Raw genomic sequence first — 22,823 nt, forward strand, 5'->3', positions numbered from 1 at the left:
TCAGCCCATGCGGAAGTGCTTGGAAAGCTTGAGCGACTGGCCCTGATAATTGGATTTGAGATCCGCACCGTAGAGCGCTCCGGGGCGTGAAAGCATCCGTTCGTAGACGAGGCGGCCGACGATCTGGCCATGCTCGAGAATGAATGGAACCTCATGGCTGCGCACTTCCAGAACCGCGCGGCTGCCAGTGCCTCCGGCGGAGGAATGGCCAAAACCGGGATCGAAGAAGCCCGCATAGTGCACGCGGAACTCGCCCACCAATGGATCGAAGGGCGTCATCTCGGCGGCATGGTGCGGTGGCACATGCACCGCTTCCTGCGACACGAGAATGTAGAACTCGTCGGGATCGAGGATCAGGCCGCCCGCACCATCGCCGGCCAGCGGTTCCCAGAAGTCCGCGATATCGTGCTGATCGCGCTTGTCCACGTCGATCAGCGCCGTGTGGTGTTTAGCGCGGTAGCCGATCAACCCGTTGCTGCCACCGCTCAGGTCGACCGAAAGCGCGATACCACCGCCGGTGATGTTGGGATCTTCCGAAGCAACAAGCGTCTCGCGCGCATGCAGTTCCGCCAGAGCGCTTTCATCGAGCAGCGCCTTGCCAGTGCGGAAACGGATTTGCGAAAGACGCGAGCCGGTGCGCACGACGATCGGGAAGGTGCGGGGGCTCACCTCCATATAGAGCGGACCGGAATAGCCGGCGGGGATCTTGTCGAACTCCTGTCCGTTATCGGTCATCACGCGGGTAAAGATGTCGAGGCGTCCGGTGGAGCTTTTCGGATTGGCCGACGCGGAAATTCCGTCTGGCAGATCGAGCCCCTCCAGCAGTGGAACAATATAGACGCAGCCTGTCTCCAGAACTGCACCCTCACCAAGCGCGATCTCATGCAGCTTGAGTTTCTCAAGCTTTTCCGAAACGCGGTGGTTTGGCCCCGGCAGGAAGCTGGCGCGCACGCGATAGGCGACGGTGCCAAGTCGCAGATCGAGGCTGGCCGGCTGAATTTGATCGTGATCCAGCGGGCGGGCCGAGGCGAGCGCTCCATTGTCGAACAGTGCCGCAATATCCTTGTCCGGCAGAATTCCCGCTTTTGCCAACGCCCCTCTCCTTGCACAGGATTTGATTGAACGAGGTTTAGCGCCGCTTGTCGTTGACGCAAGGCGCTTGAAGGCGTAATGGAGCTTTATCCCGTGGTGATTTGGCCGGTCGGCTTGCAGCCACGTTAAAGAAGTCGCTAAAAGGCCGCGCTCGATCACCGGACCGGCATGCGGCTTCTCGCGGCCGGTTTTTTGTTGGGTGTAGAAGCGATGACAGACAACTCCAAGAACGACTGGAAACCACAGACAGCGCTTGTCCATGGCGGGGTCACCCGCTCACAGTTTGGCGAGACCTCCGAAGCGCTCTATTTGACGCAGGGCTTTATCTATGACAGCGCGGAAGCTGCGGAAGCCCGTTTCAAGGGTGAGGAACCGGGCTTCGTCTATTCCCGCTATGCCAACCCAACCGTCGACATGTTCGAGCGCCGCATGTGCGCGCTGGAAGGTGCGGAAGAGGCGCGGGCCATGTCTTCCGGCATGGCGGCTGTCACCGCTGCGCTCCTTTGTTCGCTCAAAGCAGGTGATCATGTGGTGGCCGGTCGCGCGCTTTTCGGATCCTGCCGCTGGGTGGTCGAGACACTGATGCCTCGCTACGGGATCGAGACAACGCTTGTCGACGGCGCGAAGCTCGAAAACTGGAAAGCGGCCATACGCCCCAACACAAAGCTGTTCTTTCTTGAAAGCCCTACCAATCCGACATTGGAGGTGGCTGACATTGCCGGTGTCGCCGCCCTTGCCAAAGAGATCGGTGGCCGGCTGGTTGTCGACAACGTTTTCGCCACCCCTCTCCTGCAGAAGCCCCTTGAACTGGGCGCGCACGTGGTCGTCTATTCCGCTACCAAGCACATTGACGGTCAGGGCCGATGTCTGGGCGGTGTCGTCTTGTCGGATAAGGAATGGGTGGACGAGCATCTGCAGGACTTCTTCCGCCACACCGGGCCCAGTCTTTCACCCTTCAACGCATGGACACTGCTCAAGGGGCTGGAAACACTGCCGCTGCGCGTGCGCCAGCAGACCGAGAGCGCCGGCCGCATCGCCGACCTGCTTGCTGCCCATCCCAAGGTCGCCCGCGTCATCTATCCGGGTCGCAGGGATCACCCACAGGCCGACATTATCGCCCGGCAGATGAAAGGCGGCTCGACGCTTATCTGCGCTGAGCTGAAAGGCGGCAAGAAGGACGCATTCGCTTTTGAGAACGCTTTAAAAATCTTCCAGATTTCAAACAATCTCGGCGATGCCAAAAGCCTCATCACCCACCCGGCAACGACCACCCACAAAAATCTGTCGGATGACGCCCGTGCAGAGCTGGGGATTGGTGACGGCACGCTGCGCCTGTCGGTCGGTCTGGAGGATTGCGACGACCTTCTTGCCGACATCGAACGGGCGCTGGACGCGATCTAGCCGAGATTTCAGCTGAACCGCCTGCCCGCCAGAACAATGCGTGAAACGGTGGTATAAGCGGTAAGCGCGGCGAAACCGTAGGCAAGCATGGAGAACCACGACGGTAAGAGACACATGGCCACGAATACAGCCAGTGTCTCACTCGCTTCGGCAAGCCCCGTGGTGAAGAACAGCGATTTCTCGCCCCGGGCATCGCTCTTGAGTCGGTGTTTCTCGGCCATGATCGCGTAGGCGAGAAAGCTGGCGCCATTGACGTAGAACGCCAGCAGGAGCACTGCGCCGGCGATCGCATTCGCATCGGGATCGGCGACGATGAAGCCGAGCGGCACCGCGCCGTAGAAGGCAAAGTCCAGAACGATGTCGAGATAGCCGCCGAAATCGGTCTTGCCGTGAATTCTGGCGATGGCCCCGTCCAACCCGTCGCATAAGCGGCTGGCCAGAATAAGGGCGAGCCCTGCCCAAAATGCCTGACATGCTATGAGAGCGGCGGCGGCAACCCCCAGAACAAGCCCGGCATAGGTGACGGCATTGGCGCGCACCCCCGCTGCCGCAAGACGGGTGGCCATGGCCGATAACCCGGGGTCGATCTTTCGGTGTGCCCAACCGTCAAGCATGTTTCACCAGCAAGTTGTTCTCATTGCCCCATGCTTATCGCCATTCGACCTCTCATGCCGCTCACAATGGCGTCATGAAAGATCACCGAACCTCATGCATGATCCGCCATCTCATCTCTGCTATGCTCTTGATCTTTCACGGGAAGGCTCCATCCTTCCTGCGTCGAGTGCGCGCAATGTGAGTTTGAGCCATGTACAGAGCTGTTACCCAATCAATCGAAGTGAGCGCCGAACCGAGCTATCTGTCCGCACAATCGGACCCGGAAAGCGGCCATTTCGTATGGGCTTACCGGATCACAATCACGAACCATTCGCCCGAGACTGTTCAACTCGTCGCGCGTTATTGGCACATCACCGACGAGACGGGACGGGTTCAGGAGGTGCGCGGAGAAGGTGTGGTGGGAGAGCAGCCGGTCCTGCAACCGGGCGACAGCTACACATATACGTCCGGGTGCCCGCTAACCGCTCCATCCGGCATCATGGTGGGGCGTTACACGATGCGAGGACCGCGCGGAGCGCTTTTCGAGATCGACATACCCGCCTTCTCACTCGATCTTCCCGGCGCCTCAGCCCGGGTCAACTGAAATCCGTCGGATCGAAGACGTATTCGGTTGAACAGAACTCACAGGTGACGCGTATGACGCCATCCTCGGTGCTGTCAGCCACCTCTTCCGGCGTGAAGCCATCCAGAACGGCCTTGATCTTGTCTCGCGAGCATGAGCAGTCATCGCGCACGTCAGAGCCTTCATAGACGCGCACACCGTGCTCGTGAAACAGGCGATAAAGCAGGCGTTCGGCTCCGACCGTGGGGTCAACGAGTTCCGTCATTTCAGCAGTGGAAAGCAACATACGCGCTTCCTGCCATGCGTCGTCTTCGGGATGGGTGGACCCTTCGTGCCCCTCGTCACCGTCGCCGCCGGGAAGGTCCAGGCCGCGCATACGCTCAGGCGAGCTGGGAAGGAACTGCAGAAGCAGACCGCCGGCCCGCCAATGTTCCTCTCCACTCTCACCGCCCGGCAAAACCATCTTGGCCACGCCCAAACGAACCTCGGTCGGTATCTGCTCGGACTGGCGGAAATAGGTGCGCGCGACGTCCTCCAGCGTGGCTCCGTCGAGTTGTACGATGCCCTGGTAGCGCTGCATGTCGGCCCCCTGATCCACGGTCAGAGCCAGAACACCGGCGCCAAGGAGATCCTCCGGAGCATCCTTGCCGGCTGCAATCGCCTCTTCGAGACGTGTCTCGTCAAAACGCGCATAGGCCCGCATGGAGCTCGGCGTGGAAAAATCGGCAACCAGCATGTCGACCGGCCCGTCGGAGCGGGTCTGGACGATGAATTTGCCCTCGAACTTGAGCGAGCTCCCGAGAAGCACGGTGAGAACGATAACTTCTGCCAGCAGACGGGCAACCGGCTCGGGATAGGTGTGGCGTGCAAGGATCTGATCGAGCATCGGTCCGAGCTGAACCGCGCGACCGCGCACATCCAGAGGATCGACGTCGAAAGGAACGACGTGGTCGTCGCCGGCGAAGCCAAACTCGCCCAATTGTCTTGTTTCGCCTGTCACCTGTTGAGACACCATGCAAGAACTGCCTTTTGTGCATGAAGGCGGTTTTCCGCCTCATCGAACACCACCGAATGCGGCCCGTCGATGACCTCGTCAGTCACTTCCTCGCCCCGATGAGCCGGCAGGCAATGCATGAACAGTGCGTCGGATTTGGCGTGCTTCATCAGCGCCTCATTCACCTGGAAGGGCTTGAAGACATTGTCGCCGCGCGCACGATGCTCCTGCCCCATCGACACCCAGGTGTCGGTTACGACGCAGTCGGCGTCGGCCACGGCTTCCTCGGCGGTTTTCATGAAAGTGACCCGCCCGCCATTCGCACGCGCCCAGTCGACATACCGTGCCATAGGCTCGCTGCCGGGGGGCACCGCGATGTTGAGCCGGAACTCCATGCGTGCAGATGCCTCGATCAGCGAATGCAGCACATTGTTGCCGTCACCTGTCCATGCAAAGAGCCTGTCCCTGACCGGACCCCGATGCTCCTCGAAGGTGAGAATATCGGCCATGATCTGACACGGATGCGTGTCATCCGTCAGCCCGTTGATCACCGGAACGGTGGCATTCTCCGCCAGTTCGACAAGACGCTCATGCGCTGTCGTGCGGATCATGATCGCATCGACATAGCGCGAGAGCACCTTTGCCGTATCAGCGATGGTCTCGGAGCGGCCGAGTTGCATCTCCGCGCCCGTGAGCATGATCGTTTCACCGCCAAGCTGACGCATGCCGACATCAAAGGAAACGCGGGTACGGGTCGACGGCTTATCGAAGATCATCGCCAACGCCTTGCCTTCCAGAGGCCTTTCGCGCTCGCCGGCCTTCAGCCGCGCCTTGCGTGCTCGTGCATCGTCGAGCATGAAACGCAGATCCTGCGGATCAACGGTCGAAAGATCAATGAAGTGGCGCAGACCACTGGCCATGCCCGTCTCCCTGGTTTTCTCAAGCATCGGCTTTTTCGGTCGCCCTCACCGCGGCGGCGGCATCATGGATGCGCTTTACCGCCTCGCGGATCTCGTCTTCGGTAATGATCAATGGCGGCAAAAGCCGAAGTACGTTGTCACCAGCCGGCACCACGAGCATCTTCTGATCGCGCAGCGCCTCCAGCAGACGCAGATTCTGCACCTTGCATTTGATGCCGAGCATGAGGCCCTCGCCGCGGACGCCCTCGATAATGTCCGGGAACTCGTCCGCGACGGCAGCAAGGCTCTGCTTGAACTGAAGCCCTTTCCTGCTGATGCTTTCCATGAAGCCATCAGCGAGAACGATATCCAGAACCGCATTGCCCACAGCCATTGCGAGCGGATTGCCGCCAAAGGTTGTGCCGTGGGTGCCGGGGGTCATGCCCTTGGCGGCTTCCGACGTCGCCAGGCAGGCGCCCAGCGGAAAGCCGCCGCCAATCCCCTTCGCCACAGCCATGAGGTCAGGAGTGATCTCTGCCCATTCATGTGCAAACAGCTTGCCGGTACGTCCAACGCCGCTCTGCACCTCATCAAGGATGAGCAGCAGCCCGTGGCGATCACAGATTTCGCGTAGACGTCTCAATGATGCGTTGGGGATCGGGCGAACCCCGCCCTCGCCCTGGATGGGCTCGACCAGGATCGCGGCCGTCTCGGGGCCAATCATTTTCAGAAGCGCTTCGGTATCGTCAAACGGAACCTGATCGAAGCCGTCGACTTTCGGGCCAAAACCCTCGAGATACTTCGCCTGTCCGCCGGCGGCGATGGTTGCGAGCGTACGGCCGTGGAACGCGCCTTCGAACGTGATCACGCGATAGCGTTCGGGCTGCCCGTTCACATGGTGGTAGCGCCGCGCCGTCTTGATGGCGCACTCCAGCGCCTCTGCGCCGGAATTGGTGAAGAACACCCTGTCGGCGAAGCTGTTTTCAGCCAGCCGCTCTCCGAGCCGAGCCTGGCCGGGTATCTCGTATACATTAGAGACATGCCACAGTTTGCCGGCCTGCTCCGTCAACGCAGCGACAAGATGCGGATGGGCATGACCCAGCGAGTTGACTGCAATTCCGGCTGCGAAATCCAGATAGCGCTCGCCTTCAGCGGTCTCTATCCAGCATCCTTCGCCTCGTTCAAACGCCAGTGGCTGGCGAGCATAAGTTCCATAAAGCGCAGATTCACGCATCCACACGGTCTCCGCTGAGCCTGAGATTGGTATCCGCTCCGAACAAGTACGGGCACGGACGAATGAAATCAAAATGCCGCCCAAGGGGCGGCACTCGTGCGATTTATCGGTTGTTTCCGCTTGGCTGTCAACGCACGCGGGCACGACAGCTCAGTGACAGCAAAAACCAGCAAATTGGGGAAAACCCCAAAAAGCGAATCAGCTTACGGTAAGGACTCTTGTCACGGAGTCTCGCGATAAGGTAGTTTCAGCCCAAGCAAAAAGACTACATTTTGTGCGGCGGACCACATCTACCATGATCATATGGTGCTCCCTCAGCTTTGGCTGAGCGAGACTGGATTCGGATTCCGCACGCTTGGACAGGAGCGTGTCCCGATGAACTGGACTGACGAAAGAGTCGAAACCTTGAAGAAATTGTGGGCGGAGGGCTTGAGCGCAAGCCAGATCGCCGCACAGCTTGGCGGCGTCAGCCGCAATGCCGTGATTGGAAAGGTCCACCGCCTCAAGCTGTCCAGCCGGGGCCGCGCCACCAGCCCGCGCACCCGCCAGAAAAAGGCGCCCCCCGCGGCACAGGGCACGACGACGTCGCGCCGACCCCGCAATACCCGGCCAACCACGGTCAGCGTGGGTGCAACAGCACTGCAGGCTCAGTTTGACGAGGAGCCGGTAGCCCGGACCTATCTTCGCCCGACGGAAAATGTGGTGGTCCCGATCTCACGCAAGCTTGAGCTGGTGCAACTCACCGAGACCACCTGCAAATGGCCGAACGGCGACCCTCTTTCTGAAGACTTCAGCTTCTGCGGCAATGAAGCGGGCGAGAACGGCCCTTACTGCACCTATCATTCACGTCTTGCCTATCAGCCCGCATCGGAGCGGCGCAGGAGCCGCTGAACCTATCCTATGTCTCCTCTGGACTAACCCGGCCAAGGTTTACCGCGGCCGGGTTTTCTTTGTCGATTGGTGAAGCCGCTCTCGAAAGTGCCGAACACCACCACTGCCAGGCGGCGTCCTCGATGGCGCTCCGTCGTTTTCGGGAACGAACCAGGCGGAACTGCCCATAAGGCAATATCGGCCCATCCAGCCATTTCAGAAGACCCGTAGCCAGCTCCCGCCCAAGCAGGCTTACATTCGCGAGAAGGACTCCCTGCCCGCTTATTGCCGCCTGGACGGCATGGGCCTCATCCGAGAACCACGCAATCCGCCCCGTATCGAGAGCCCCAAAGCCGGCTTCCCGCCACCATTTTTCCCAATCAGGCGCTTCGGGGTGGGGTGACATCCATTCAAACGCCAGAAGCGGCGCGTCGCGGACGGACAAGCGGGCAAGAGATGGAGCCGCCACAGGTGCAAATCTCCCGGGGGCAAGGTCGAGACTTTCAAGGCCAGGATTGATATCCCGCTGGAACCGAACCGCAAGATCGGCATCACCGCTCCCCAGATCGACCACATCATCGGAGGCAAGAATACGGCAGCCCAGCTCAGGGAACGCAGTACGGAACGCACGCACCTGCGGCGCAATCCAGAACGTCGAGACGGCCATGGTCGCCGAAACCACCAGCGAGCTCTGAGAAAAATCGCGCCGGACCGCATCCAATGCATCGCCAATGCGCCCGAATGCATCCTCCAGTATCGGATAGAGACGAGCGCCTTCCCGGGTCAACAGGATGCGCCGCACGTGGCGCTCGAAGAGGTCGCAACCCAATTGCTCTTCCAGCTTTCTGATCTGATGACTGACGGCTGTCGGTGTCACATTGAGCATATGGGCCGCTTTTTTAAAGCTTCCCCAACGCGCCACCTCGACGAAAGTGCGCAGCGCGGGCAACGGCATCCAGGACAAGGCGACCTCCATATGGATGAACAAAATTCATTTATATGCTGAGAATTCACCTTTTGTCACAGCGGGGTAGCTGCGTCATAGCTGATTTATAACTCAAATGGAGAACAGCCATGACACTCAAGCAGATCCACACCGAACCTGACCCTTATGCCCCTTACCTGCTTTCTCAAGGAATTCAGGCGGGCAATCTTGTATTCATTTCGGGCCAGGCCGGATATGACGAGGATGGTCAGATCGTTGAAGGTGGATTTCTGGCCCAGGGGCGCCGCGCTTTCAAAAACCTGGAACGCGCACTCAACAGTGGAGGGCTGGGTTTCCGCGATGTCGCCAAGGTGACCATTTTCGTGACCGACATGCAGAATTTCGCTGACGTGGTCACGTTGCGGCGGGAGTTCTTTTCCGCACCCTACCCCGCCGACAGCATTCTTGAGGTGAAGGCTCTCTACACCCCAGAAGCAATGATCGAAATCGAGGCCATCGCTATCGCAAACGCATGACGCATGCCTTCTGGCGCACGCTCCGGCGTGCGCTGGACCGCGTTCTCCGGGATCAAGAGATTCCTACGCCTCGGGTTCCGCAATGACGCTGTGGCTTTGATCTTCCTTTGGACGCTCCAGCGGCAACTGGCGTCCTGTCACGATGTGGTGCACGGTCTCGGCAATGTTGGTCGCATGATCACCGATACGCTCAATGTTCTTGGCGCAGAACAAAAGATGCGTACAGGCGGTGATGTTGCGCGGGTCTTCCATCATGTAGGTAAGAAGTTCCCGGAAGAGCGACGTGTACATCGCATCAATTTCCTCATCCCGGTCGCGAACGAAACCGATCCGCTCAACGGATCGGGACGCATAAACGTCGAGCACTTCCTTCAACTGGGTGAGCGCCAGGCCGGCAAGTGCCTCCAATCCGCGAAAGAGACGAACCGGCTGTTTGCCCTCAGTCACGGCAACGACACGCTTTGCGATGTTTTTGCCGAGGTCGCCGATACGCTCCAGGTCCGAAGAGATGCGGATCGCGCCGACAATCTCGCGCAGGTCATCGGCAACCGGCTGCCGTTTGCCGATGATGATGACGGCCCGCTCGCCGATCTCCCGCTCCTTGGCGTCGAGAAATGCGTCGTCTTCCACCACCTTCCGGGCAAGACCTGAGTCTGACTGCACCAGCGCCGCGACGGATTCTGCGACCATGCGCTCAGCATACCCACCCATCGCTGCGATCTGGTCCGACAGGTAGTTCAACTCATCGTCGAAGGACCGCATCGTGTGCTGGTTCTGCATGATATCATTCCTCTTCAGCCAAACCGGCCTCGCTGTTTCCCACCCTTACTATGTGATTGTGATGGCGGGAAAATGAAAGTCGCGCAACCCTGCGCAAGCGCGCCTTCAGGTGCGCTCGCCAACGGATGCAGACGGTGGAACCGGTGGAAAGTGCACCATGAATGCCGCCCCCTGGCCGGATCCGGACTTGACCGACAATCGAGCGTCATGCCGCGTCAATATGTGCTTGACGATGGACAGGCCGAGACCCGTGCCTTTCTGCGTGCGGCTGGTTTCCACATCGACGCGATAAAAGCGCTCGGTGATGCGGGGGATATGTTCTTCAGGAATGCCAGGCCCAAAATCCCGCACCGTGACACGCACTTCGTCCATGGGGCTTGCCTGATCCGCAGAGACGATTATCCGTTCGCCTGAGCTGCCGTATTTGCAGGCGTTCTCCAGCAGGTTCTCAAAAACCTGAACCAGCTCATCGGAATGACCGGCCACCAAAAGCGGCGTGTCGCCGAGCTCGGAGACGATGTCGACCCCGTTCTCACTGGCGATATGCCGCATGGATTCGATCACCCCCTTTACCAGCGCCACCACATCGATCTGAACGTTCGGTTTTTGGTAGGGCTTCATTTCCAGGCGTGAAAGCGAAAGCAGATCATCGATCAGGCGGGCCATTCGCTGCGTCTGGTTCTGCATGATCTGCAGGAAGTTATCCCGTGCCGCAGGATCATCGCGGGCCGGGCCGCGCAATGTTTCGATGAAGCCTGCAACGGACGCGAGCGGCGTTCGCAACTCATGGCTCGCATTCGCGATGAAGTCCGCCCGCATCCGGTCGATCCGACGCGCCTCGCTCTGATCCTTGAACATCAGCACATAGAGACCGGTGTCGTTTCCGATCCGGCTCGCCACCACACGATAGGCCCGCTCCACCGGCACGCGCTCAGCGTAGTTGATCGCAGTCGATTCCTCTTCGCCCGATATGACACGACTGACAAGCTCGTGCATTTCGGGTGCGCGGAACTTCAGCCGCAGGGATACGTTCTTTGTGACAGGGCCAAATGCAAGGTCGGCGGCCTCGTTGGAGTAGAGAATGCTTCCGCCAGCGTCGAAAATATAAAGCGGATCGAGTACCGCCGCAGCCAGATAAACGGCAGGCAGCGAGTCAATGTCGCCCCGCGCTGTCGGGCGTTGCCCGCTGTCTTCGTCCGGAGTGTCGCGCTTCACAAAAGCATGGAGGGCCCGCACAAGCGGTGTTCCGCGCTGCCTGATACGCTGCAGAACCTTTCGCTGCCCTGCTTCCCGCTTTTCATCTTTCATACCGCCAACCAACTTTATTCCCGTGGGCGCCAGCACGCAGTTTCCCGGGTTCGTTTCATGAAGACCTGTTGTTGCTTTGCCTTCGCCGCTGGACCTTGTATCAAGCTGCAAATAGCATGGACACTCCCACGGTTCAGGATCGATTTTATGAACAAGCCTCTGGAAAACCCCGCCCTGGAAAAAATCGAACCCATCAAGCTGTCCCTGGCTGGCAAGAAAAGGGAGTTCGACATAAACGATCCGGACCTTCCAGACTGGATCAAGGACAAGGAACTGACGGCGGGCGGATATCCCTATGACGAAAAGCTCGACAGGGACGATTATGAAGAGCAGCTAGAGGCACTTCAGGTTGAACTCGTCAAACTCCAGGCCTGGATGCAGAAAAGCGGTGCCCGCGTCACGGCTCTGTTTGAAGGCCGGGACGCCGCCGGCAAGGGCGGTACGATTTCGCGCATTCGCGCATACCTCAACCCACGCAGCGCACGCAATGTTGCCTTGCCCAAGCCCAGCGAAACCGAGCGGGGCCAATGGTATTTTCAGCGTTATGTGGCACATTTCCCAACCAGTGGGGAGTTGGTCACCTTCGATCGGTCCTGGTACAATCGGGGCGGCGTCGAGCCCGTAATGGGTTTCTGTACGCCTGCGCAACACGAGCAGTTCCTGGATGAAGCCCCGGATTTCGAACGCGCCATCGTCAATGACGGCATTCATTTCTTCAAGTTCTGGCTGAATATCGGCCAGGAAACGCAGCTCGGGCGATTTCATGACCGTCGACACAGCCGGCTTAAATACTGGAAATTCTCGTCGATGGATGTCGCCGGCATAAAGAAATGGGATGATTATACCCGTATGCGCGATCTCATGCTCGAGCGCACGCACAGCGCCCATGCGCCGTGGACGATCGTGCGGGCGAATGACAAGCGACGGGCACGCCTCGCGGTCATTCGCCGGATGCTTCTGTCAATTGCCTATGACGGCCGCGACCTTGAGGCCATCGGCCAGGAAGATCAGCTTATCATCGGTTCAGGTCCCGGGTTTCTGGATTGAAACCCGGACTTGATGGCGTCTTTTGTGTGGCGTTTTCTCCCAGTGATGGGGATTCCAGTAGAGTTGCCAGACGCAACGCCACGCGGCGACCGACATCAGACACCAATAAGCCGGGGTCCACAGAACGCGCTTCCAGAAGCCCGATCTTTCGGTCTTGTGGAGCGTCGACCAGCCCAGCATCAAAAACGCTGCATGGCCCAAAACCACATTCGCGGTATCGATGAGCAACAACAGACCTTCCACAGGTCTGAATACGCCGCCGAAAATCCAGTAGATGCCGATCCCAAGAGTGGTCGCCCAGAACACACCATAGGCCAGTGCCGACAGCACCATGCCTGCGAACAACACCTGCATGATCAAGAAAGATGGCATCCCAACTTCGCGAGCCGTTGCGAAGGGGTTTCGCATATGGACAAGCCAGGTCTGAACCCATCCCTTGAACCACCGGGTGCGCTGAGGCAGCCAGGTGCGAATATCTGTCGGAGCATCCTCCTGCGTGGCATTGCAGATCACGTCCGTCCGATACCCGAACCGACAAAGGCGAGCGCCGAGGTCCGCATCTTCCGTCACATTGTAGGGATCCCACCCGCCAGCGTCCTCAAGCGCAGACCGGCGGAAGTGGTTCGAGGTGCCACCCAGGGGCATCATTAAACCGCGCCGCGCCAACCATGGCAGCACCGCACGGAAGAGTGCTGCGTATTCGAGCGCGAACATCGCCGACACCCAGCTCTCACGTCGATTGGAGATGCTCAGAGGCGCCTGGACACAGGCAAGCCGCTCATCCGCGTTGCGGAAGGCATGCCAGGCTTCGACGAGCTGGAACGGGTGTGGACGGTCCTCCGCATCATAGAGGGCAACGAAGGTTCCCGACGTCATCGGGAGTGCGTATGACAGGGCTTTCGGCTTGGTGCGCGGCCCGCCCGCAGGCACTTCAATGACCTCGATATAAGGTCGCAATTCCTGTGCGCGCAGGGCTGCCAGCGTCTCGCCATCATCCTGTTCGCAGACCAGCTTGATCTCAAGCTTGGCACGTGGCCAGACGATCTTGCCAAGCGCGACCAGCAGATCGGGAACGATCTCCGCCTCCCTGTAGAGCGCGATCAGCACCGAATAGACAGGCATCTCTGCCGGACGGACGGTTGTGATAGACGGCTGCGACGGCCGGCATCCACTCATCCGAATGATGACTCTTAAAAGGACGCACGAGAAAAAAGCCAAAGAAAACAATCCGTGCAGCACCAGGAGTGTCAGCCAAGGCGAAAAGAGGGCAGCAAAGGCCAAAGAAACAAGACCGGCCCCCAGCACTGCTCCCTGCCATGCATTGGCGACAAAGCGCGCAGACATCTCCGGTGCGATCGAAAACAGTTCTTCCGTGGCAATACGCATAAGCGCGTTCTGAGACCGCGACGAAATCGCATCTCGCAATACGGTGGGCTGCACGACTCGAATCCGTGTGGAGGCGCGCGGATAACGTTGCACAAACGATCTTAAAGCCGGAATGTTGAGCTTGTCCGGGGCAATGAGCACTACAGACAGCCCGGGCTCGTCTACAATCAGGCTCACGCGCGCTCCTCCGCGACGTCCAAGCGCGGCCAGGCCCTGTTTCTCACGCATGACAAGCGCGTCGGGATCCACCCGGGAGACGAAGGCCAATCCGAGATGCTGCGCAAGAGCAATGAACAAAGCCCGTTCGGACACGAGGCCGGACGACAGAAGCTCCGTCTGAAACCAGACCCCGGCCATCCTGGCCCGCGCGTCAACGCGGTGCGCTTCGTCTTCAGGGATTGAGAGGGTTTTGAGGATCGGCAGCCAGTCCGCAACGGCAGACGGGACAGCTACGTCTGGTAACCCCTCTTCCTCGCTGATTTCCCCGGATTTGTCTACGATCGTCCGACCTTCGACGAGATGATCCACCATCCCATCAGGCGACCTGTCTATATGCCAGACTCTTCTTTTCGCTCAAGCCTCTCTGGACAAGAGCATAGCCGCCAATAAAACGCGAGTTGGCATCAAAAAATGCGCGCGATAGTTGTAAAACATACTTCATAAATCTCTCCCCCGCCAGACTTCAACTATAGCAGCACAATAATCCATCCTCTGCAACTTATGTAAGAATATATTAAAATTGACACCACCCCCCCGTTCTCGGCCTTCAATCAAGAACGCCACACCGAATGGCTTCGGCGACTGCATGCACACGATTTGAAGCGCCCAGTTTTGTCTTTGCGTTGAGAAGGTGTTTTTCCGCCGTATGCTCGGAGATCCCAAGTATCTGCGAGACTTCCCATTCCGATTTTCCAAACGCCGCCCACTGCAGGCATTCCTTCTCCCGCGGCGTCAAACGTGGCAACTCGCTCTGTCGATACGACGCATGACCGGGACCGACTTTCTGTCTGGCGCGTTGAAGCTCGCCTCTTACGTCATCTTCCGTGATGGCAAGCCGCTCAGCGATTTCCGCAATCGACCGACCCCGGACCGCGAGTTGCAAACATTCCTTTTCGAGACCTTCAAGCTCTGTAAAGCGATCCTTGCCGCGTAAATTCAGTGCGTGCCCGATCGCGTAGGACGAAGCGAACCAGATCATCTGCAGCTCGGACGCAGACAGTTCAACCCGCTCACCGCCAAAAGACATGACGATCAGATCGCCCTCAAGAGTGGTGAACGACATGGCAATGCCGTCGGCCAGCCTGAAATCACGTGCCTCGCTCAGAAGCTTTGAGGCTTTGCGCGAGGCGTCATGTGTTTTCAGAATATCGCGCCATAAAATGGCATTCCCGCTTTGGCGCATATGGTCTACGATTGGATCATGAAAGATGTAGTTGCACGAAACGTAGCGGTCGATCCATTCCGCTGGCCAGCTGCTGAGCACGATATGCCCGACCTGATCGCCAGGTGTACTGCCCTTCGCGGGAAGTGTGCCGGCGCAAACAGCATGAAGACCGTAGTTTTCAGTAAACGAAATGAGTGTACTACAAATGGCGAGCGGGCTCCGGGCCTCTTGAATTTGCTGAACAAAGGCCCGTGTCCTCACAAAATCGAACATATGTATTCGTCCCCGCCGTCATGCCGCCCCGCGCGCAGAATTTTCACGCGTCATCTGACGACTATATACCGCGATGAAGCAAGAATTTAAAAATGTTGAAGAACAGCCCACAAAACTTTTCATCAAGCCAACTTGCAAAATATTTGCCGGCTATGCGTTAAAAGCAATGAAACTGCCCATTCTTCAAATTGCAATTGCCCTGTTCTTCTTCTATCCCACGCAGATCACTATCGCAGAGGACACAGCTCCTCCGGGCTTTTGGGAACCCAAGCAACGGCAATCAAAGCCAGACCTTTCCGCTTTGGCGAGACTGCGTTTTCTGACCACGGTCGATTTCTATCCGTTCAACTATCTGGACGCTGAGAACCGGCTCAGCGGCCTCCATATCGATCTTGCGCGGGAGATTTGCGCTGAGCTTGAGATGATGGAACGTTGCCAGGTGCAGGCTTTGCCCTGGGATGAACTCGGCCCAGCGATTGAGAACAACCAGGGCGAGGCGATCATCGCGGGGATGGCGATCACGGCTGAAAACCGAGAGCGCTATCTGTTTTCACGTCCTTATCTACGCTTCCCTGCGCGGCTTGTTACCCGACGCGGAGGGAAGCTTTCTGAACCGCTTCACGCAAATATCGCCGGCAAACGGATTGGCGTCATCGGCGCCAGCGCCCACGAAATGCTGTTGCGCGATCTCTTCCCGCGGGCGCAAAGCGTTGTGTATAGCCGGACCGACTGGCTCTTCGACGACCTGAAGTCGGGCAGGATCGATGGCATCTTCGGCGATGGCGTGAAACTGAGCTTCTGGCTTGCGGGCCGGGACTCCGAAAACTGCTGCGCTTTCGCAGGTGGACCTTATCTGGCGCCAGAATATCTGGGGCAGGGTCTGGCAATCGCCATACCGCGCGATATGCCCCAACTTGCGCAGGCGATCGATTTCGCCCTTCACAACATCGACACAGGCGGGCGTTTCACGGATATTTACCTGCGTTATTTTCCCATTGGTTTCTACTGATCCCGTCGCAACGAGCGAAATGGCAGGGCCAGCATCCAAAGAAGCGTTGCCGTAAAGGTGCCGCGATAGGCGGACAAGCCGATGTCCATGCCCTCATGGCCCAGTTTCGGCTGGGCGATATAGGTGCCGAACAAACGATCCCAAAACGGAAAGTTGAAGCCGTAATTGGAATCCGTCTCCCGTCTTATTGTGGAATGATGGACGCGATGCATATCCGGGGTCACCACAAGCAGCCGGAGCACTCGATCAAGCCCGAGCGGAAGCCTCACATTCGAGTGGTTGAACATCGACATACCGTTCAGGACAATCTCGAAAAACAGAACGGATAAAACCGGCGCGCCGAGAAGAACGACAATAACCGCCTTCCATGCCATCGAAAGAAGAATTTCGAGTGGGTGGAAACGCAGACCTGTGGTCACGTCAAAACCATTGTCGGCATGATGCATGCGATGAATGCGCCACAAGACCGGAATCTTGTGGCTTGCCAGATGTTCGAGCCAGACCGCGAAATCAAGCACGACAAACGATACCAGTCCCGCGAGAAGCGGATCGACGCCCACGCCGTGGAAGAGCCCAAAGCCACGTGCTTCGGCCCAAAGCGCAGCTCCCACCGCGGCCGCCGGGAAAACCACCCTGAGCATTACCGATGAAATCAAAACCATGGAAAGATTTGCGAACCACCGGCGCGATTTCAGCGCACCGGTCATCTCCGGTCGCTCCAGACGTGGCGACCAGAGTTCGTATAGCCCCATGGCTGCAAATATGCCGATGAATGCGAAGAGACGGATTGCCGCTTCGGAGAACAGAAACGAGGTCATGGCGCCATTATTCCGCAATGCCGATCAAACGCCAGTCACATGCGCTTGAGCGGGCACCCGATCAGGCAAGTGTACGTTTGCGGGCCTGAACTGTTCGCTCAATGGCCGCTGCCACGAGAGGCTCGAGATGCAGCCGGCTTCGGACGATATGAAGCATGCGCTTTTCTTCAGGCTCGACATGCATGTCGGCAGCCGCGACCTCGACCGCCAGTGCATAGGCCGTGTCGTGCAGTTTCGCCGGCACGGTGTCGCGCACGGCACTCAGGATGCGCTCGAGACCGCTGTCTTCCTGAAGGATCTGCTGGCACTGACGCGCCACTTCGATAATGCGGTTGTCATCGAATTCCCTGAACACCGGCCAGGAACGAATCGTGTCTCCGATTATGGCGAGCTCCGCGTCGGTCATGTCCCGGTCAGCGGCCGACATGACAACCATCAAATAGATCAGGGCTTCGTGGGCGGTCGGCTCGGCCATCTCAATCTCCGCTGGCAAACAATGGAGCCTGAAAGTAGGTAGCCGGGCGTCATGTCGCAATGAAAAATCGCCGCTTCGATTGACGCACCGCCTGAGCCGCCTTACAGGCATTGCTTTTGATGAAACCCAAACCCTGGAAAGCGACATGACGACGGCAAGCCGAGACGCGCTTGAATTGACGCCCGAAGTGATGGAGGCCGCAGCCGAAAGCAAGGCCTGGCCCTTCGAAGAAGCGCGCAAAATCGTCAAACGCTACGAGGGCGGCGCCTTCCCCGACACCGTTCTGTTTGAAACGGGCTACGGTCCCTCCGGTCTGCCCCATATCGGCACCTTCGGCGAAGTGGCGCGCACCTCCATGGTGCGGCATGCTTTTCGCGTGCTCACCGAGGACAGGGTCAAAACCCGGATTCTTTGCTTCTCAGACGATATGGACGGGTTGCGGAAGGTCCCCGACAATGTGCCCAACAAGGAGATGCTGCGCTCCCATCTTGGCAAGCCGCTGACACAGGTGCCGGACCCGTTCTCCAACGAGTATCCTTCCTTCGGCGCGGCCAACAATGCCCGGTTGAGAGCGTTTCTTGACCAGTTCGGCTTCGACTACGAATTTGCCTCCTCGACCGAGTATTATGCCTCGGGCCGTTTTGACGAGATGCTCCGCACGCTGCTGGAGCGCTATGACGCGGTGATGGACATCATGCTGCCATCTCTCCGCGAGGAGCGTGCGCAGACCTATTCGCCCTTTCTGCCGATCCACCCGAAAACCGGCGTGGTGATGCAGGTGCCTCTTGAAGAACGCAAGGTCGACGCCGGCACCATCGTCTGGCGTGACCCCGAGAGCGGCGAAATGTTCGAGACACCCGTGACCGGCGGGCACTGCAAGCTGCAGTGGAAGCCCGACTGGGCGATGCGCTGGGCAGCTCTTGGCGTCGACTATGAAATGTCCGGCAAGGACCTGATCGACAGTGTCAAGCTGGCGGCGCAGATCTGCACGGCGCTCGGCAAAGAGCCGCCGGAAGGGTTCAACTACGAGCTGTTCCTCGACGAGAACGGCCAGAAGATCTCCAAATCCAAGGGCAATGGCCTGACCATTGACGAATGGCTCGCCTATGCGCCGACGGAGAGCCTTTCCCTATACATGTTCCAGAAGCCGAAGGCGGCCAAGAAGCTCTATTTCGATGTCATACCGCGTGCGGTTGACGAGTATTACACCTTCCTGTCGGCCTATGACCGCCAGGACTGGAAGAACCGGCTGGGCAACCCGGTCTGGCACATTCATGACGGCAATCCGCCGGCCACCGAACTTCCCGTGCCGTTTGCGCTGCTGCTCAACCTCGTCAGCGCATCCAACGCGCAGAACACGGACGTTCTTTGGGGTTTTATCTCGCGCTATGCGCCCGGTGTCACACCGCAGACACATCCCGAGCTCGACCGTCTTACCGGCTACGCGTTGCGCTATTTCGAGGATTTCGTAAAGCCATCCAAAGCATTCCGCACCCCCGACGAGGTCGAACGCGAGGCGCTGGCCGGCATCAACGATGCACTTGATGCCCTGCCGGCAGATGCCGATGGCGAAGCGATCCAGAATGCCATTCTGGATGTGGCCCGCGGCATCGAGCGCTATCAGGATCACAAGCGCAAGAGCCCGAATGGGGGGCCGGGCGTTTCGGTGGCATTTTTCCAGATGCTCTATCAGGTGCTTCTGGGACAGGAACGGGGCCCACGTTTCGGCTCCTTTGCAGCGCTTTACGGGATCGCGGAAACCCGCGCCCTGATCACCGCAGCGCTCACCGGCAAACTCTGAAGCCAAGCCGTATTCAGCGTTTGATCATGAACCAGACGGCCCGCCACTGAATATGCCCTTGCCGGCATCGCGGGCCGCCTTTTCTGCCTCCGTATAGGGGCCTCCGGTCTCGGACAGCGCCCAACCGTTTTCGACCAGCCACGTCCCGACATCATAGCCTGCAAGAGAACAGCGCATCGGTTTGTCGCCCGCTTGTTCCGCAGCGGCCTTGTCCGTCTTCTCCTCAACGTGGCACTCCACTGCGCGCCCGCGCAACCAGTACCGAAACGCCGTGCGGGCACGCTTGCCACAGGGCCACGCACCGCCATCAGTTGCATCACAAACCCTGTCGGGAGCAATGACGCGGATACCCGCAACGGTGATGGTGTGCCCCTCGGATTCAAACATGCCCGCGGCGATTGCGATCGGTCGGTAGTAGAGCGTGTCCTGAGGCTTTGGTTCGGGCGCGGGCGCACCAAGTTCGCTCAACGGTATGCGCGGATCCGCGCGCTTCAACCCGGTGGCATCGATTGGCGGGGGCGCCACGAGCTCAGGCGCGATGATGCGGGGTTGCCGCCTGTCCTGAGCTACAGCAGGGCCGAACCCAGAGGACGCGAACATCGCGGCGGCGGCCAGAAGCCAAATGCTGCGGCGCAGGTGCCCGCGCATCACTGACTTGCCCAGATGATGCGCGCCATCCACTCCATCTGCGACTTTTCGAGAACGCGATTGGGGTGGTCAGGGTTGAGGGAAAGCAATTCTACCTGCCGGCTCGTCTGACGCAAAAGAACCTTTGCCATTACCTCGCCACCCGCAGTCTTGACCACCACACGATCACCGCGGCGCAGGCGCGCGGTCGGGTCCACGATCAGCGTATCGCCATCACGATACAGCGGCATCATGGACTCCCCCTGCACCTGAAGCGCATATGCGCCTTCATGCGCCTGCCCTGGCAGATCGACGTGCTCCCATCCTTCTCCCAACGGGAAACCCGCATCGTCAAAGAAACCACCAGCTCCCGCCTGGGCAAAGCCGATCAGCGGAACGCTCGATGGAGGCTGTTCATAGGGTTCGGATGGTTTGCCATCGTGCTGCAACAGCGCGACAAATTCCCAGATCGTGGTGCCGGTCGCTTCCATGATCTTCGAAAGAGATTCTGTAGAAGGCCAGCGTGGCCGGCCGTCCGCCGAAAGCCGTTTGGACTTGTTGAAGGCAGTCGAATCCAGGCCTGCCTTCCGGGCCAGGCCGGAGGCGGAAAGCGAGTGACGCACAGCCAGTGCGTCTATGGCTGCCCAAACCTTGTCGTGCGAGAGCACGCTACTCATCCTTCCGGGACCGTGAAACAGGAAAAAATACCTGTTTCCTGTTTTAACGCTGGCTATGAAACTTGTCCATAAACCCATGTTAGCCTACGGGACGCAAAATCCCGGGCTCAGCTTCGGGGCCGGCGTCCGAATTGACCCAAAAAGCCCTAGCGCGGCGCACGCTTGGCAAGAATACGCTGCAAGGTGCGCCGATGCATGTTCAGCCTGCGCGCGGTTTCCGAAACATTGCGATCGCACATTTCGTAGACCCGCTGGATATGCTCCCAGCGCACCCGGTCGGCGGACATGGGGTTTTCAGGAGGCGCCACTTTCTCACCAGCCTGCCGGGTGAGTGCCGCGTAGATGTCGTCTGCATCTGCCGGTTTGGCCAGATAATCGATCGCGCCAAGCTTTACCGCGGTGACCGCGGTGGCGATATTGCCGTAGCCGGTGAGGATGATCGTGCGGGAATCCTTGCGCTTTTCGCGTATGGTGGCCACCACGTCGAGGCCATTGCCATCGGCAAGCCGCATATCGACAACAGCGAACGCCGGCGGAGCCGCTTTGGCGTGCGCAATGGCTTCTTCCACGCTTTCAGCTGTTTCCACCGTGAAGCCACGGCTCTCCATCGCCCGAGCCAAACGCGTCAAAAACGGTTTGTCATCATCGACAATGAGAAGGGAACGGTCTTCACCCAGGGCCGCCTCCGGGTCTTCCACGGTGTTGCTTGTCATATCCGGCACGTTCAGCACATTAATTTTCCTGGAATCTTTCTAACCTAAATCCGTCAGCTTTCCAATTTAGGACTCTTTTCGCCTGAATCCAGATTATCCTCAGGCACGACGAAGATCGAACGCGGCCAGATGACTTCCGCGAATGCACCCTTGCCCTTTTCGGCAAGATTGCCAAAGCGGATCTGCGCGCCGGAACGCTCAAGGAGCGTCTTGGCAATGAAAAGTCCCAACCCGAGCCCCCCGCCACTGCTGCCATCGGACGAGCGCTTTGACATATAGGGCTCACCGATCCGATCCAGGATTTCGGCGGGGAAGCCGTGGCCGTCATCGACCACAAGAAGCCCGACGGTGTCTGCATCCCAGTGCCAGCGGATCGTGACGCTTTCGCGTGCGAAATCCACCGCGTTCTCCACCAGATTGCCAAGCCCGTAGATGACCCCCGGATTGCGCCGCCCCACTGGTTCCGGCCCTTCCGTCGCGCCTGGCTCCAGACGGATATCGATACCAAAATCACGGTGCGGGGCCGCAGTTTCCTCGATCAGGGAGGTAAAGGGCTGCCGCGCCATATGGGCCTCGCCTTCCGACGACAGGCTGGTCAGCTGGCGCAGGATTTCCCGGCACCGTTCGCTCTGTGTGCGCAACAGCGTCACATCCTCGCTGAACCGCTCGTCCTTGCCGAGCGCACGCTCCATCTCGCGCGCCACCAGCGCGATGGTCGCAAGGGGAGTGCCAAGTTCGTGAGCAGCGGCTGCCGCCAGTCCGTCGAGCGCAGAGATGTGCTGCTCGCGCTGTAGCACCAGTTCGGTCGCGGCAAGCGCGTTGGCCAGAAGCCGAGCTTCCTTTGCGACCCGGTAGGCATAAACCCCTGTGAAGGCGATGCTTGAGACCACCGCGATCCAAACGCCGATAATGTAAACAAGAGGCATTACCAGCTCGGTGCCGGGGAACCATGGAAGCGGGCGATGAAAGACGGCCAGAGCCGTGGTCAGGGCAACCACCAGAAAGCCAAGAAGCGCAGTCCAGCGCAGCGGTAGTGATGTGGCCGAGATAACCACGGGTACTGTCATGAGGAGCGAGAACGGATTGGTTAACCCGCCCGTCATGAAAAGAAGACCGGCAAGCTGCAAAGCATCGAAGGTCAGAATGCCGAGCGCGGCCGCAGGCGCCAGCCTGTGCGCCGCAGAGTAGCGAATGGCCAGATGCACATTAAGCCAGGCGGAAGCCGCGATCAGCGCAAAGCAAAGGCCGACCGGCAGTGGAAAATCGAGCCCGAAGGCGACAACGATCACGGCCGCGCTCTGGCCGATAATCGCCAGCCATCGCAGCTTGATCAAAGTGTTGAGCCGCAGGCCGTGGCTCGGATCGTGGGCCCTGATGTCTTCAAGCATGGCGGGGTT

23 protein-coding genes and 1 riboswitch are annotated in these 22,823 nt (G+C 59.1%); of the genes, 7 read left to right on the forward strand and 16 right to left on the reverse strand.

Annotated features, from left to right (window positions below; translation table 11 throughout):
• Positions 1-1,092, reverse strand: coding sequence for a 2'-deoxycytidine 5'-triphosphate deaminase (locus P2W41_RS16910; RefSeq protein ID WP_292898938.1), 1,092 nt, complete (start codon positions 1,090-1,092; stop codon positions 1-3).
• An 83-nt stretch (positions 1,093-1,175) separates the two neighbouring features.
• Positions 1,176-1,253: riboswitch (SAM riboswitch) on the forward strand.
• Between the two features lie 49 nt (positions 1,254-1,302).
• Here P2W41_RS16910 and P2W41_RS16915 point away from each other — a divergent pair.
• Positions 1,303-2,493, forward strand: coding sequence for an O-succinylhomoserine sulfhydrylase (locus tag P2W41_RS16915; protein WP_404933848.1), 1,191 nt, complete (start codon positions 1,303-1,305; stop codon positions 2,491-2,493).
• 8 nt (positions 2,494-2,501) lie between these two features.
• Here the strand turns inward: P2W41_RS16915 and P2W41_RS16920 are convergent, their stop codons facing one another.
• Entirely contained in the window at positions 2,502-3,107 is a 606-nt protein-coding gene (locus P2W41_RS16920) for a CDP-alcohol phosphatidyltransferase family protein (RefSeq protein ID WP_292898934.1), read from the reverse strand.
• A gap of 191 nt (positions 3,108-3,298) precedes the next feature.
• Here P2W41_RS16920 and apaG point away from each other — a divergent pair, with 191 nt between their 5' ends.
• Positions 3,299-3,691, forward strand: a complete 393-nt coding sequence (gene apaG / locus P2W41_RS16925) for a Co2+/Mg2+ efflux protein ApaG (RefSeq protein WP_292898932.1) — start codon at positions 3,299-3,301, stop codon at positions 3,689-3,691.
• Here apaG and P2W41_RS16930 read toward each other — a convergent pair.
• Genes P2W41_RS16930 through P2W41_RS16940 form a run of 3 tightly spaced genes read right to left on the reverse strand, consistent with a single transcriptional unit; the run spans position 3,684 to position 6,797 of the window.
• Complete coding sequence (locus P2W41_RS16930) at positions 3,684-4,685, reverse strand: Hsp33 family molecular chaperone (protein WP_292898930.1); 1,002 nt, start codon at positions 4,683-4,685, stop codon at positions 3,684-3,686. The genes apaG and P2W41_RS16930 overlap by 8 nt on opposite strands.
• Complete coding sequence (argF, locus tag P2W41_RS16935; RefSeq protein ID WP_292898915.1) at positions 4,667-5,584, reverse strand: ornithine carbamoyltransferase; 918 nt, start codon at positions 5,582-5,584, stop codon at positions 4,667-4,669. Before argF ends, P2W41_RS16930 begins: the two co-directional genes overlap by 19 nt.
• 19 nt (positions 5,585-5,603) lie before the next feature.
• Positions 5,604-6,797 (reverse strand): aspartate aminotransferase family protein, encoded by a 1,194-nt coding sequence (locus tag P2W41_RS16940; RefSeq protein ID WP_292898913.1) that lies wholly within the window; start codon positions 6,795-6,797, stop codon positions 5,604-5,606.
• 375 nt (positions 6,798-7,172) lie between these two features.
• Between P2W41_RS16940 and P2W41_RS16945 the strand changes: the two genes are divergently transcribed.
• A complete protein-coding gene (locus P2W41_RS16945; protein WP_292898911.1) occupies positions 7,173-7,688 on the forward strand; it encodes a GcrA family cell cycle regulator in 516 nt (171 codons plus the stop codon).
• A gap of 7 nt (positions 7,689-7,695) precedes the next feature.
• Here the strand turns inward: P2W41_RS16945 and P2W41_RS16950 are convergent, their stop codons facing one another.
• Positions 7,696-8,622, reverse strand: coding sequence for a LysR family transcriptional regulator (locus P2W41_RS16950; protein WP_404935009.1), 927 nt, complete (start codon positions 8,620-8,622; stop codon positions 7,696-7,698).
• A gap of 119 nt (positions 8,623-8,741) precedes the next feature.
• Between P2W41_RS16950 and P2W41_RS16955 the strand changes: the two genes are divergently transcribed.
• Positions 8,742-9,128: a RidA family protein gene (locus P2W41_RS16955; RefSeq protein ID WP_292898909.1), complete on the forward strand. Its 387-nt coding sequence runs from the start codon at positions 8,742-8,744 to the stop codon at positions 9,126-9,128.
• Between the two features lie 63 nt (positions 9,129-9,191).
• Here the strand turns inward: P2W41_RS16955 and phoU are convergent, their stop codons facing one another.
• Positions 9,192-9,908, reverse strand: a complete 717-nt coding sequence (gene phoU, locus P2W41_RS16960) for a phosphate signaling complex protein PhoU (protein WP_292898907.1) — start codon at positions 9,906-9,908, stop codon at positions 9,192-9,194.
• Between the two features lie 105 nt (positions 9,909-10,013).
• The gene (locus tag P2W41_RS16965; RefSeq protein WP_292898906.1) at positions 10,014-11,216 is read right to left on the reverse strand and encodes an ATP-binding protein; all 1,203 of its coding nucleotides are present in this window, start codon (positions 11,214-11,216) and stop codon (positions 10,014-10,016) included.
• A 147-nt stretch (positions 11,217-11,363) separates the two neighbouring features.
• Between P2W41_RS16965 and ppk2 the strand changes: the two genes are divergently transcribed.
• The gene (ppk2, locus tag P2W41_RS16970) at positions 11,364-12,263 is read left to right on the forward strand and encodes a polyphosphate kinase 2 (RefSeq protein ID WP_404933849.1); all 900 of its coding nucleotides are present in this window, start codon (positions 11,364-11,366) and stop codon (positions 12,261-12,263) included.
• Here the strand turns inward: ppk2 and P2W41_RS16975 are convergent.
• Complete coding sequence (locus P2W41_RS16975) at positions 12,240-14,180, reverse strand: glycosyltransferase family 2 protein (protein ID WP_404933850.1); 1,941 nt, start codon at positions 14,178-14,180, stop codon at positions 12,240-12,242. The genes ppk2 and P2W41_RS16975 overlap by 24 nt on opposite strands.
• 235 nt (positions 14,181-14,415) lie before the next feature.
• Entirely contained in the window at positions 14,416-15,306 is an 891-nt protein-coding gene (locus P2W41_RS16980) for an autoinducer binding domain-containing protein (protein ID WP_404933851.1), read from the reverse strand.
• A 73-nt stretch (positions 15,307-15,379) separates the two neighbouring features.
• Between P2W41_RS16980 and P2W41_RS16985 the strand changes: the two genes are divergently transcribed.
• Positions 15,380-16,315 (forward strand): transporter substrate-binding domain-containing protein, encoded by a 936-nt coding sequence (locus P2W41_RS16985; protein WP_292898900.1) that lies wholly within the window; start codon positions 15,380-15,382, stop codon positions 16,313-16,315.
• Here the strand turns inward: P2W41_RS16985 and P2W41_RS16990 are convergent.
• Positions 16,309-17,133, reverse strand: coding sequence for a sterol desaturase family protein (locus P2W41_RS16990; protein ID WP_292898898.1), 825 nt, complete (start codon positions 17,131-17,133; stop codon positions 16,309-16,311). The two genes, P2W41_RS16985 and P2W41_RS16990, sit on opposite strands and share 7 nt — an antisense overlap.
• A gap of 61 nt (positions 17,134-17,194) precedes the next feature.
• A complete protein-coding gene (locus P2W41_RS16995; protein WP_292898896.1) occupies positions 17,195-17,608 on the reverse strand; it encodes a tellurite resistance TerB family protein in 414 nt (137 codons plus the stop codon).
• Between the two features lie 145 nt (positions 17,609-17,753).
• Between P2W41_RS16995 and P2W41_RS17000 the strand changes: the two genes are divergently transcribed.
• Positions 17,754-19,409: a lysine--tRNA ligase gene (locus P2W41_RS17000; RefSeq protein ID WP_404933852.1), complete on the forward strand. Its 1,656-nt coding sequence runs from the start codon at positions 17,754-17,756 to the stop codon at positions 19,407-19,409.
• 24 nt (positions 19,410-19,433) lie between these two features.
• Here the strand turns inward: P2W41_RS17000 and P2W41_RS17005 are convergent, their stop codons facing one another.
• The 4 genes from P2W41_RS17005 to P2W41_RS17020 all read right to left on the reverse strand — a co-directional run bounded on the left by P2W41_RS17005 (position 19,434) and on the right by P2W41_RS17020 (position 22,814).
• Positions 19,434-20,090 (reverse strand): thermonuclease family protein, encoded by a 657-nt coding sequence (locus P2W41_RS17005; RefSeq protein WP_404933853.1) that lies wholly within the window; start codon positions 20,088-20,090, stop codon positions 19,434-19,436.
• Positions 20,057-20,704 carry a helix-turn-helix transcriptional regulator gene (locus P2W41_RS17010; protein WP_292898890.1) on the reverse strand — a complete coding sequence of 216 codons (648 nt, stop codon included), beginning with the start codon at positions 20,702-20,704 and terminating at the stop codon, positions 20,057-20,059. The genes P2W41_RS17005 and P2W41_RS17010 overlap by 34 nt, the downstream gene beginning before the upstream one ends.
• Positions 20,705-20,859: 155 nt before the next feature.
• A complete protein-coding gene (locus P2W41_RS17015; RefSeq protein ID WP_292898888.1) occupies positions 20,860-21,426 on the reverse strand; it encodes an ActR/PrrA/RegA family redox response regulator transcription factor in 567 nt (188 codons plus the stop codon).
• Between the two features lie 53 nt (positions 21,427-21,479).
• Positions 21,480-22,814, reverse strand: a complete 1,335-nt coding sequence (locus tag P2W41_RS17020) for an ActS/PrrB/RegB family redox-sensitive histidine kinase (RefSeq protein ID WP_404933854.1) — start codon at positions 22,812-22,814, stop codon at positions 21,480-21,482.
• Positions 22,815-22,823: the final 9 nt, after the last annotated feature.

This window comes from Nitratireductor sp. L15S-10 (assembly GCF_045011005.1).
Lineage (GTDB): Bacteria > Pseudomonadota > Alphaproteobacteria > Rhizobiales > Rhizobiaceae > Nitratireductor.